The sequence below is a fragment of the Pseudomonas sp. NFACC45 genome, assembly GCF_900113505.1.
In the GTDB taxonomy this organism is placed as follows: Bacteria; Pseudomonadota; Gammaproteobacteria; order Pseudomonadales; family Pseudomonadaceae; genus Aquipseudomonas; species Aquipseudomonas tehranensis.
Genome location: NZ_FOPO01000002.1, coordinates 20613 through 33005, shown reverse-complemented (window position 1 = coordinate 33005; position 12393 = coordinate 20613). Strand labels below are relative to the sequence as shown.

The 12393-nt window shown below is 62.5% G+C and carries 10 protein-coding genes; all 10 read right to left on the bottom strand.

What is annotated here, in order from left to right:
• Nucleotides 1-104: 104 nt before the first annotated feature.
• The 10 genes from BM132_RS03050 to BM132_RS03005 all read right to left on the bottom strand — a co-directional run bounded on the left by BM132_RS03050 (nt 105) and on the right by BM132_RS03005 (nt 12363).
• A complete protein-coding gene (locus BM132_RS03050) occupies nt 105-776 on the bottom strand; it encodes a DUF3313 domain-containing protein (protein WP_047226606.1) in 672 nt (223 codons plus the stop codon).
• Nucleotides 777-897: 121 nt separating this feature from the next.
• Nucleotides 898-1392: a hypothetical protein gene (locus BM132_RS03045; protein ID WP_092453151.1), complete on the bottom strand. Its 495-nt coding sequence runs from the start codon at nt 1390-1392 to the stop codon at nt 898-900.
• A 329-nt stretch (nt 1393-1721) separates the two neighbouring features.
• Nucleotides 1722-2519 (bottom strand): transglutaminase family protein, encoded by a 798-nt coding sequence (locus tag BM132_RS03040; protein WP_092453147.1) that lies wholly within the window; start codon nt 2517-2519, stop codon nt 1722-1724.
• On the bottom strand, nt 2516-3466 hold the full coding sequence (locus BM132_RS03035) for an alpha-E domain-containing protein (protein WP_047226611.1): 951 nt from the start codon (nt 3464-3466) through the stop codon (nt 2516-2518). The genes BM132_RS03040 and BM132_RS03035 overlap by 4 nt, the downstream gene beginning before the upstream one ends.
• A gap of 3 nt (nt 3467-3469) precedes the next feature.
• Nucleotides 3470-4879, bottom strand: a complete 1410-nt coding sequence (locus BM132_RS03030) for a circularly permuted type 2 ATP-grasp protein (protein ID WP_092397808.1) — start codon at nt 4877-4879, stop codon at nt 3470-3472.
• A gap of 489 nt (nt 4880-5368) precedes the next feature.
• A complete protein-coding gene (locus BM132_RS03025) occupies nt 5369-6451 on the bottom strand; it encodes a glucuronyl hydrolase (RefSeq protein WP_092453144.1) in 1083 nt (360 codons plus the stop codon).
• On the bottom strand, nt 6448-7653 hold the full coding sequence (locus BM132_RS03020; protein ID WP_092453141.1) for an MFS transporter: 1206 nt from the start codon (nt 7651-7653) through the stop codon (nt 6448-6450). Before BM132_RS03020 ends, BM132_RS03025 begins: the two co-directional genes overlap by 4 nt.
• The gene (locus BM132_RS03015; protein WP_092453138.1) at nt 7650-8870 is read right to left on the bottom strand and encodes an acyl-CoA dehydrogenase family protein; all 1221 of its coding nucleotides are present in this window, start codon (nt 8868-8870) and stop codon (nt 7650-7652) included. Before BM132_RS03015 ends, BM132_RS03020 begins: the two co-directional genes overlap by 4 nt.
• Nucleotides 8864-10513 (bottom strand): class I adenylate-forming enzyme family protein, encoded by a 1650-nt coding sequence (locus BM132_RS03010; protein ID WP_092453135.1) that lies wholly within the window; start codon nt 10511-10513, stop codon nt 8864-8866. Before BM132_RS03010 ends, BM132_RS03015 begins: the two co-directional genes overlap by 7 nt.
• Nucleotides 10510-12363 carry a CoA transferase gene (locus BM132_RS03005; protein ID WP_092453132.1) on the bottom strand — a complete coding sequence of 618 codons (1854 nt, stop codon included), beginning with the start codon at nt 12361-12363 and terminating at the stop codon, nt 10510-10512. Before BM132_RS03005 ends, BM132_RS03010 begins: the two co-directional genes overlap by 4 nt.
• Nucleotides 12364-12393 lie beyond the last annotated feature (30 nt).

The following is a 12393-nucleotide window of genomic DNA, read 5'->3' as shown; positions in this document are numbered from 1 at the left end:
CGTAGGCACTATCGAGTGCAACGAGGCTGCGATCTTTCCCCTGCCAATTGAGTCTAGAGCGAAAGATCGCCGGCTTCGCCAGCGCCTACAGCGACGCCTGTGCGCTATTTAGCCTTGAGTTTTAGAAACGACTGATGCAAGTCCGCTGCCCAACCATCGATCACACCTTTGACATCATCGGGCTTCATCACCTGGGCCTCGTTGGACAACGGCTTACCCGTGCCCTTACGCACCACCTGGGCGACCACTGCATTGTTGCCGCCGTCGAGGAATACCGCTTCAGTGCCCAAGGTGGTTTCCTGGTCGCGAATGCCGCTGGCGGTACTGACCGCGGCCGCCACCAGCGCGATCGGAATCACTTCATAAGGCTTCAGGCCTTCGGTCTTGCTGCTGACGGCGGTGATGGCCGCACGCATCACCAACACCCCCGGTCCTGGCCCGGTCGCCAAGGGCAGGGATTTCCCCGCTTCCCGCTTGAGCGCCTGATCGTAATAACCGGTAATGCCGGACAAGGTGGCCTGGGGGATCTTCACGGTCGGCTGCGGCTTGGGGTAAAGCTGTGTCGGCTCGACGTAAAGGCTGGTGTATTTGCTCAGGTCTGCCGTGGGATCGACCCAGCGCATCACTTCGGCCCCCGACGGCGATTTCTCCTCCTTGAGCCGGCTGTAATCACCCAGAAAACCGGAGTACTCATCCGGTTGGGTGATCTTGCTGGAGCAACCCGCCAGGGCAAGCGAGGCCATGCACACGGTGCCAATCATTGACGCAAACTTCATGCTGTCACTCCTGTAAGCCACACGAAACGGGGCCGGGAATTACAGGTATAGCCAATGGGCGCGGTTTTGCCTGCTCCGACAGGAAGAAGTCATTGGGCAAGCCCTTTACTCGCCACCGCCTTCAGCCGCGCTCGCGGGGTATCAGGCTCTGTAATTGCTGCGCGAGGAAGTCCGCGTCGAAGGTAAAAGTATCCGGATCTTTCAACCCGTTGGTGCGGCGCCATTGCCACTGCAATGAAGGCGGCAGGCAAACCAGCGAGATACTGCCGTAACGTGTTGCAGTCAGCCCCATGATCGCCAGGGAGATCTGCCCGCCGGATCCCATTACATCCGGTATGAACTCCACCGGTTTGCCGGTGATGGACACGGTCAGTTTTTCTGTCTTGAAGTCGGAGGTTTCGGCCGGAACGCTCGGCCCGTGGGCCACATACGCCTCACGGGTGAGTGTCAGAAGACCGGGGGCCATGACGGGCGCCAGCCATTGCTCGATCTGCCCGTACAACGCCTCGATCTGTGCGGCCCACACCGCCGATTGCGCCTCGTGCTGTTGCTTCTTGTGCGCTTCGCTGTCTGCGTAATGACGAAGCATCTCGCCTAGTTGCTGTACATCGTCCATGCGCTGTTCCTCTGTATAAGGGGTACTGCAAAGCACGATGATGACAGGTTCAGGACGTCGGCGTACGCAAATGCCCATTTGCCTGAGCAGAGCGATCCTTCAGCGCAGCCGCGCCATGCCAGGGCATCCAGGGCGACACCTGTGGGAGCAAAGCTTGCTCGCGATTGCGGTGAGTCCGTGTGCATCAATGTTGACTGTACTGCCATCATCGCGAGCAGGCTCGCTCCCACAGGGGATTTCGGGTTGTGGTGAGGCCAATGACCGCCGCCAATCCAGTGTGGGAGCGAGCCTGCTCGCGATGGGGCTTCAGGGTTCAGTACTTTGCTCGCCTACTGATGCTGCACCTGAACCATTGAGTTCACCTGCACCCGCGCGTGCATCTGCTCTGCCCCGCCACCGCGGCGCATGCCGCGTACCGGACAAGCGTCGAGGTAGTCCAGGCCGACCGCCAGTTTCAAATGTCGATCCGGACAGGTCAGACGATTGGTCACGTCGAAGCTGTACCAGCCGTCTTCCAGCCAGGCTTCAGCCCAGGCGTGGCTCGCCAGATGACTTTCATCTTCGGTGCACAGGTAACCGGAGACATAGCGCGCCGGAACCCCCAGGCTGCGCGCGCAGGCCACAAATGCGTGGGTATGATCCTGACAAACCCCCACGCCCCCGGCGAAGGCTTCGGCAGCGGTACTGCTGACCTCGGTCGTGCCCGGGCTATAGGGCATGCGCGCAGCCAGGCCGTTCATCAAATCGGTCAGCGCCGAGCGATCACGTCGGGCTGCGCATTGCTCCACAGCAAAGGCCGCGAGAGCATCATCGGCCTGGGTGAGGCGGCTGGTGCGCAGAAATGGCAGCGGTGACTGGCTGTCCGGCTCCATCTGCACCGCCTGATGGATTTCCACCTCGCCATAAGCCGTGAGCACCAGAGCGCCATGGGGCTCGTCCATGGTCATCACATGCAGGATATTGCCGTAGGGGTCGAGCTGGCTGCGCACCAGGCGCGGCAACTCCAGGTGCCATTGCAGGATGCGCTGACGCTGAGTGTCCTTGGGCGTCAAACGCAGGAACTGGATGCTGGTGCACACTTCATCGGCATAGCTATAGGTCGTGTCATGGCGTATGGAAAGTTTCATACCACCTCCAGATAAGACTCGTGAACGGTCTGGCCCAGGTGGCGAATCTGGCCAATGAGGTCGGTCAGCCATTGGTGCAGGCCCGATGCCAGGATCTCGTCGATACCGGAGTAACGCAGCCGCGCGTTCAATTCAGCGGCCAGGCGCTGGGCTGGGCGGCCGTTGTTGCCCGGCAGGCTGGAGAGGATCTGGTCCAGCTCCTCGATACAGGCATGCAACGAGCGCGGGACATCGGCGCGCAGCAGCAACATTTCCGAGACCTGCTCGGCGTTGGGCGCATTGCGGTAGATCTCGTTGAACGCTTCAAACGAAGACAACGCCCGCAGCAAGGCGCTCCATTGGTAATAACCACGTGCCGAGTTGTCGCTGACCTCTTCCGACTCCTCACCAAACATTTCGTAGCGGGCGTCCAGCAGGCGCAGGGTGTTGTCCGCTCGCTCGATAAAGGTTCCCAGACGAATGAATCTATAGGCATCGTTGCGCATGATGGTTCCCGACGTCGCGCCACGGAACAGGTGCGAGCGCTCCTTGACCCATTCACAGAAGTGGCTGATGCCGTAGCGGCCCAGACCATTGCTGGCAATGTTGCGCATCTCCAGCCAGGTGGCGTTGATGTTCTCCCACATGTCGGCGGTGATGCGTCCACGCACCGCATGGGCATTGGTCCGCGCCGCCCGCAGACAGCTGTAGATGCTTCCGGGGTTGGTTTCGTCCAGTGCGAAAAAATGCAACATGCGTTCAGTGTTGAGCGCGTCATAACGGGCGTTGTAATCGTCCAGCGTGCCGGCCGCCAACAACGACATCGCCAGCTCGGCATGCCCATCGCTGCGCCCGGCCTGGGGCATGAGCGACAGCGAGTAACTGACTTCGAGCATGCGCGCCAGGTTCTCGGCGCGCTCCAGATAGCGGGACATCCAGTAGAGGTCCGAAGCGGTTCTTGAAAGCATGTCTTAGTCCTCCACTACCCAAGTGTCTTTAGTGCCGCCACCCTGGGACGAATTGACCACCAGCGAGCCGTCGCGAAGTGCCACGCGGGTCAGCCCGCCGGGCACCAGACGGGTTTCCTTGCCCGACAACACGAACGGACGCAGATCGATGTGGCGCGGGGCGATACCGCTCTCGACGAAAGTCGGGCAGGTGGAAAGGCTCAACGTTGGCTGGGCGATATAGGCTTCAGGACGGGCCTTGAGGCGTGCGCGGAAATCTTCGATCTGCGCCGCTGTGGCTGCCGGCCCTACCAGCATGCCGTAACCGCCGGATCCCTGGGTTTCCTTGACCACCAGGTCAGGCAGGTTGGCCAGCACGTGGGACAGATCCTGGGGCTTGCGGCACTGCCAGGTCGGCACGTTCTTCAGGATCGGTTCTTCGGTGAGGTAGAAGCGGATCATCTCGTCGACGTAAGGGTAGATCGACTTGTCATCGGCCACGCCCGTGCCAACCGCATTCGCCAGCACTACGTTGCCTGACCGGTAAACGGCGATCAGCCCGGGAACGCCCAACATGGAGTCGGGGTTGAACGACAGCGGATCGAGGTAATCATCGTCAAGGCGGCGATAGATCACATCCACCTGCTGGGGGCCTGCAGTGGTGCGCATATAGACATGCTCGTCGCGCACGAACAGATCGGCGCCCTCCACCAGTTCCACACCCATTTCACGGGCCAGGAACGCATGTTCGAAATAGGCACTGTTGAAACGACCGGGGGTCAGCACCACGGCGGTCGGGTTGTCCAGGGGGCTTGAACTCTTGAGGGTGTCGAGCAACAGATTCGGATAGTGATCGATGGGCGCCACGCGCTGGGCGGCGAAGAGCTCGGGGAACAGGCGCATCATCATCTTGCGGTCTTCGAGCATATAGCTCACGCCGCTGGGCGTACGCAGGTTGTCCTCAAGTACGTAATAACTGCCGTCACCGTCGCGCACCAGGTCGACACCGGCGATGTGGGCATAAATGCCTCGGTGCAAGTCCAGGCCTTGCATCGCGATTTGATAACCCTCATTGGCAAGCACCTGCTCGGCCGGAATGATTTTTTCCTTGAGGATCCGCTGCCCATGGTAAATGTCGGCCAGAAACATGTTCAGGGCCTGGACCCGCTGAATGCAGCCACGCTCGACCATCTTCCATTCGCTGGCCTTGATGCTGCGAGGAATGATGTCGAACGGAATCAATCGTTCGGTGCCCTGCTCGTCACCGTAGAGGGTGAAGGTGATACCGGCTCGATGAAACAGCAGATCGGCTTCGCGACGACGCTGTTCCAGCAACTCCAGCGGCGTGTCCGCCAGCCAGCGTGAGAAAGCTTGATAGTGCGGGCGGCAGTCACCCTTTGCATCATACATTTCATTAAAAAAAGCTTGGGGCATAGCCAACTCCCAGCCGCGTTCTACACGGCATTTTTTATCACTTCGTCATTCCAATGGTCCGGCCTTGCTTTGTTTTAATGAGCCCTGTTTCTCTGAGTACCTCGATTGCACCGGTCTCTGATCTGGCCTTTGCGTCTGGATGACGTGCGCCCCCTTGATGACATCTGTGCGGCGAAATGACTCCTATGATTGAATTCAACGGTTGTGGTGGCTTCGCTGTTGAGCCGTAGCAAAGGCTGTGCCTAAGCGCAATGCCTCAAGACTGCGCTAGAAAAAACGCCGTGAAATTATTTGGAAGCGAAATTTATTTTCATTTTAGCGACAAAACACCCAAAAAAAGCTGAAACGTTTATTTCAGCTTTCTCCAGCGAGCCCTGGAACGGGTCGAATAGGTGCAAAAAAGCGGGCAACCGGGATTGAGCGCCCTGAAAGGGGGAAATTTTTACTCACTGCTTGCTGCGAAGGCTTGGCGGCTACAGGGATTGCCGATTAGATGACGCCTGGATCAAGCTCACCGGTCCAGGCCAGCAATGCCGCCAGCAGGAAAAAACTGCCACAGGCCGACTCCACTTTCTGCTCTTCAGTGGCCGAAACCCGGTAGCAATGGCCGACAAAACGTCCCTCATGAAAATCGCCACTGCGAATAATCGCCGCCAGTTGCGCACCGGCGTGCTGGAGCAACATTTCACCGTCCGGTATCTGTGGCGCCAATCCTTGCAGGGCCAGCGACACCATTGCCGCCGAGCAGGGATCGTCCGGCCCCTGGTTCTCGGACAGACGATTGCGCGGTACATCCCAGCCCCGGCTGCGCTGCCAATACTGACAGGCCAGCACGGCGTCCTGACGGTAAGGTGCGCCGTACAACCGGGCTCCGACACTCAGGCCAAGCAGCGCCCAAGCCTGGCCCCGGGACCAGTCGCCCGGCCTTTCTTCGGCACGCCACTCGCCATTTTCATGGTGGGCCTGACTGCTCCAGGCTCCGTCGCCAGCGGCACATGCGCGAAAAGAGGCCTGTAATTGCTGACGTCCGAGACTCAACCACCGCGGCTCCGCCCGGCGCGCGAACAAGTGCAGCGTGGCAGCCAGCGGGTCAATGCTCAGACGCTGATCCCCCTGCTCGCCGCCACCCATGTCCCGCCCCAGCGTAATGCAGCCCAGCAGCGGGTCGAAAGCCCGAGCCAGGTGCCCCACCGCCTGTTCCGCCAGTTCCTTGGCCATGGCGTCATCCAGCAAGCCACCGCCCAGCCCTGCGCCGTAATGAAAGATCAGGCTGCGATGGTGCGTGGCGCTGTCGAGCTTATCCCGCAGCCGTTCGGTAACCTGGCGGGCCTGCCGACGATCGCCCCGCACTGCGCTGCGATGGGCGCGCAACCACCACAGTCCGGACCAGAAACCGCCCAGCCAGGAACCACCAGCCGAGACTTTCCATTGGTTGTCAGCCCCCGTGCAATACAACGGAAAACCCTCGCCGCAGGAGGCCTGGATCTGATCCATGCGTCTGAGGATCGCCGCGATGGCGCGATAGGCCTCGTCGAGCCGCAACGGCTCTTGCCACGCCTGGGCGACGTTCATTTGACCGCCCTCAGCCCGGTGACGGTAGGCGCTTTATGGCGTTGCCGCAGGCGGATCAGCAGCAGGCTCGACAGACCGCCCACCACGAGTACCCCGATCAACAGCAGCCACGCATCGGCGAACCCCCAAGGTCCGCGTTGGAATAGACCGAACAACGGAGGCCCCACGGCGAACCCGCCAAAAAAGCCCACCGACAGCAGCCCGGCTGCCGCCGCCGGGCTACCAAACCCTGGATCGCGCAGCACCATGCTCATGGCGATGGCGTTGGTCGCCACGGCCGTCAGGCCCATGCCCAAAGCGCCCGCCCACAGCGGCCAATGGCGCACGGGCAAGGCCAGCGAGGTCAGCCACAACGCCACGCCCGACAACAGCAATAGCAACAGCAGCAACCAGGACTCATCGGCCATCCGCGCGCCCAACGGGGTCAGCCCGACCCGGGCGGCGATGCCCATCACGCCGAAACCGGCGATCAATGCGCCGATCCAATGCGCGGTCATGCCTTGCTGTGCGGCAAAGATTCCAAGAAACGTTACGAACGACGACAGCACGATGCCTACGCACAGTTGCACGCTCATCAGCAGCGCCAGACGAGCATTGGGTCGAGTCAAAGCCAATCCCGGGGGTTTAGCCGAATGCTCACGGGCAGCCACCCGTGGTCCCCACAGCGCCAGGAGCAACGCCGGTAATAGCAACGTGGCCAAAGCACCCCGCCAGCCCAGGCTCAGGGCCAGGCTGGGCAACAATAGGCCGGCGAACAAAGCCGAGACCTGCACCCCGGACTGTTTCAAGCCGACTACCGCCGCCTTTTGCCGGGGCTCAACGCGCTCGGCGATCAACAGATTGGTCGCCGGATTGGCCAGCGCCTGGGCAATGCCGCAGGCCGCCAGTGCCAGTATCACACCGCCGAACCCCGGCAAACTCGCCAGTAACCCGTACGCCACCAGCGTGCTCCAGAACAGCAGCGCCAGGGCACGCCGGGTGCCGAGGCGATTGACCAACGGCCCGGCCCACAGCGACAACACGGCGGCAAAACCGAACGCGCTGGTGATCAGCCAGCCCAACCAATGGCTCGGCACACCGAGGTCCGCGACCATCAGCGGCCCAAGGGTGCCGACCGCGTAGAAAATCAGCATCGGCAAGGCCATCGCTGCGGTGAGCACCAGCCGCAGCCATACGCCCCGTGAAGCAGCGTGCTCGCTCATCGGCCTGCTCCCCCCATTACGGAGGGCCAATCGAAGTCCAGCCCCGCGTCGCCGCAGTTGTCGAGCAATTGCCGGCCTACCGCGCTCACCAGCGCATCGTCGGTGCCGTCGAGGATATGGGTGGTGCGCGCGGTGCGATAAATACCCGACAACGGTGACAGTTCGCTCAGGCCTTCGGCGCCCATGATCTGGATCGCCGAGTCCGCCGCCTCGCTCAAGGCTTGGGAAGCGGCGACCTTGGCGATATTCACCTCGATGCTGTTGGCGACGCCTGCGTCGTATTTGTCGGCGGCGTCGTGAAGCAGTGCGCGGGCGCTGGCAATGCCTTGGTAAACCCGGAACACCCGCTGGCGAACCAATTGTTTGTCCGCCAGCCGCGCCTGCACGCCGCGGGCCGAATGGACCCGTGCGCACATCAGGTCGAAGCAGCGCTGGGCCAGTCCCAGCCAATGCACCGAGCGCAGGACGCGCCCCAACGCCAGACGCTCTTGCATCAACGCCAGGCCCTGCCCCACCTCGCCCAGCACATGGCTGGCCGGGACGTGAACCTGATCGAACGAAAGTTCTCCCTGCCCGGAAAAACGCCCGAGAATCGACAAGGGTCGCTCCACGCGAAAGCCTGGCAAGTCGGTGGGAACCAACAGCATCGATAACCCACTCTCCAATGGCCCTGGCGCAGTGCGGGCAATCACCGTGACCAATGCCGCCCGCTCGGCACGACAGATAAACCACTTGCGCCCGCTCAACCGCCAGTGGCCGTCAACGAACTCGGCGTGGCTGTTGAGGGTCGCCGGAATCGAACCGATGCTGTCCGGCTCGGACATGCCATAGCTGGAGACCAGCGTCCCCGCCGCCAGCGGAGCGAGAAAGCGCTGGCGGACCTCCTCGCCGGCATGCCGGCTCAACATGTACAGATCCAACGTGGCATCGTCACCGAAGATCGTCGGCGCGTACTCCGACCGGCCCTCCTGCTCGGCTACCAACAGATAGGCACGCAGGCTGGCAATCCGACCACCCAGGGCCTGGGGGTAGAAGTTGCCCCACAACCCGGCTGCCCGGGCCTGGGCACTCAGCTCAGCGATGCGCCGGGCGGCTTGTCGGGGTTCGGCCGCCAGCTCAGCCTCCACCGGGATAATGCGCTCATCGACAAAACGCCGCACCTGGCACGCCAGCTCAGCAACGTCCTGAGCGCTACCGACTCTTATTGCACTCAACATGCGATGCCCGCCCCGCTCTCCAGGAACGCCACTTCAGCGGCCAGGGACTTCTTGTCGATCTTGCCCGCCGGCGTCAGCGGCAGCTGTTTATAGAAACGCAGGTACTCGGGCAGCTTATTGACTTCCAATCCTTGCTCGCGCAGGTAGTCGGTCAACTCACTCAAGCTGAAGCGCGACGCGCCCTCGCGCAGGGTCACGCAAATGCACACGCGCTGGCCCAGGTCCGGGTCCGGCACGGCCACACAGGCGACACTGACCACATCGGGATGACCGGTCGCCAGCGTTTCGATCTGCACCGGGCTGATGTTGGCGCCGCCACGGATAATGATGTCCTTCTTGCGTCCGGCCAGAATCAGATAACCGTCTGCGTCGATGTAGCCAAGGTCGCCGGTCTTGACCCAGCCCTCGGCGTCTCGATACTGCGCATCGAGTTCCGGCGCGTTGACGTATTGCATCGGGCTCAAGGGCCCCCGCGCACGGATTTCGCCGACGCTGCCCTGGGGCAGTTCCTGGTCCTGCTCGTCGAAAATCTTGATGGCGCACACCGCCGGGTTCGGTCGACCGACACTGTAGAACACCACCTCCAACGCGTCGTCCAGGGTGTTGTGACAGTTCACCCCATCCGCCGAGCCGTACAGGCTGATGAAACCACAGCCAAAAGCCTCGACACAGCGGCGCACCGTGACTTCGTCGATCAGCGAGCCGCCGCAGATCAACCCCACCAGGCTGGATTTGTCGACCTCGGCCAGACGTGCATCGGCAGCGATGCGCTGAAGCATCGTGGGCACCCCAAGGATGTGCGTCGGGCGCAGCTGTTCAATCGCCTCGATGGCCGCCGCGACATCGAACTGCGGCAAGACGGCAATCGACCCGCCGAGCCACGACAGGCTGCCAAAGGTGGCGGTGGAACCGAACGATGAGCCCAGCGGCACCAGGTACAGACCGCGGAACGTGGCGCCCTCGGGATGAATGCGTTGCAGGAAACGCCCGCGCCCACCCACCAGCGCATTGTGCGAGTAAGCCACCAGCTTGGGTTCCGACTCGGTGCCGGAAGACACCAGCAGGCGCACCGGTGAGTTGGGGCAAACCTGGGGCAGTTGCGCCTCTACAAGCGGCTCGGCCTCGAGCAGGTCCTGCAGGCTCAACCAGCCTTCCCGAGAACTGCCTTCGACGATCAACACCCGGAGCGACAATAACGTCGGGCGCAGGGCCTCGACGACCTGGCATAGATCGATGCCGGCATACTCGGCCGGAACGATGACCGCCCGGGCATCGCAGCGCCGCACCAGGGCCTGGATGTCCAGGCTGCCACGCCCCGGCGGGAAAGGCGCAACCACGGCGCCCAGTGCCGCAGCGGCCAGATCGATGGCGCAGCAACGCCAACTGTTGGTGAGCTGATAGGCCACCACATCGCCGGGCATGATCCCGGCAGCGCGCAGGCCAGCGGCCATGCGTAGGGCATAGCCGTGTAACTGGCCATAACTGAGGGTGCCCTCAGGCGAGAGCACTGCGGATTTTTCCGGTTCACGCTGGGCGTGCTCGCGGAACAGTTGGTAGACCGAACGGTTGGGGTAAGTCCCGTCACGTTCCCAGACACTGCGAACCTCAACGGGAACCAGATCAATGATGCCTGCGTTGTTCATCGAAAACTCCAGTGAGCGTTGACCGAGGTATAGGCATTCAGGCTTAAGCACGGCTTCAATCGCCTGTCTTGGTCCAGCTGCGATAGGTCTTCTACGACCACGCAAGCCGGTATGGCGGCGGCGTCCAGCAGCTGTTGCCAGGTCTGGGCCGCTTGTGACAACAGGGCGCTGCCCAGCACTGCGTCCAGCCTCTGCGCAGTGGTTTGCGAATCCAGGGCGAGGATTCGGCGCAGTTGTTCAAACTGGGCCGGAGTCTGGCAATCGATCGCCAGCAAGCCGGACTGGGTCGGGTACACGCCCTTGAGCAGACTGGCCTGGGGCTGATCTGCGTCCTGTAGTGATTGGGCGCACAACAAATTGGCCGCACCGAGCAACGAGCTGTCGACCCGCACCGCCTGACCGCTGAGGGCGCGATGGACCAGGGCGGCAGTCACCCCTTGGGCGGCAACCACACCGCCCAGCACATCCAGCACGGTGAACAGCGAACCGCCCGGGGTGCCCGAGGCCTGGCCGATCTGTTCGCCAACACCGGACCATGCCTGCACAACAAAGTCGGTGCCCGGCAACGATTCACCCGGGCGGTCGTGGCCCCAGCCACCGGCATAGGCGTACACCAGGCCCGGGTTGATCCGTGCCAGGTCGGCGCGGTCCAGCGCCAGTTGCGCGGCCTTGCCCGGTGCCCAGTTATGCAGGAACACGTCGGCATGGCGCACACGCTCGTAGAGTTCTTCACGACCGGCGACTGACTTGATATCGAGTTCGCGCACCTGTTTGAGTCGATTGAGGGCATCGAAGCGCACCGATACGCCTTCAACGCAGGGCGGCATGGCCCGCAATGGATCGCCACCGGGCAACTCGATGCGCAGCACCTCGGCGCCCAGCATCGCCAATAGGTGCCCGGCCAATGGCCCCTGGATCCGGCGACAGGATTCAATCACCGTCAGACCGTTCAACGGCAATTCGCCCGACGTCAACGCGGACAATGTCCGGCCATCGGTAACGCCTCCGTCGAACGCCCAGGGGCCTTGTTTCAATTGCCCGGGCAAATCCTCGTCGGCACGCCGCTCGGCGAGGCTGCGCAGCGGGCAAACAGCCATGCCGCTCAACGCGCACAAGGCATTGATACGGGCCATGGACAGTCGCGCCAAGGCCTGGCGCAACACCATCGGCATCGGCGCCACCGCCTTGGCGTAACGCAACAGGAAGGCCTTCCAGCCCTGACCGGCCTGCTCGGCGTCGATGCCCACCGCGGCCCAGAAACGCCGCCAAGGCTCGGCATCGAGGGTTTCCAGTTCGAAATGCACACCGTCGGCGGAAACGAACGGTGGACGATTCTTCGAACAGGTCGCGCCGGGGAGCAGGCGCTCGGCCTCGTCGGCAGCGGTGGCACCGGCCAGGTATTGACCGATGCCCAGCACCCCGGCGGCGCCCAGGGAACTGCTGACGTGATTGAAACGACCGCCACGCAACTGGCCCAGGGCGGCAGCCAGCGCACCCTGCAAGGCCAGACTGGCGCTCAGGGTCGATACATAATCGAGCCCCAAGCCCTGGGCCTTGCCACTGGCCCGGCCATGCACCGACATCAATCCGCAGGCAGCCTGCACGGTATGTTCGGTGACGCCGTGGGCGCTGCCATCGGGCCAGCCGTGAATTATCCCTTCGATCGGCGAAAGGTCCGGATGATGAAAGGAGAATCCCAGCCCGCAGGCCAATGGATCGCCGTAGGACGGACGATGTTCCAGGCCCAGCGTCGTCGCCTGGTAGCGCAGTGACGCGGCCAGCGCAGCGAAGCCGACGGGCACTTGTTCAACACAGCCGGAGAGACTGCAACCCTGTAGAAGACGGGACATAAGACATATACCAGCAGGTTTCCATACCGC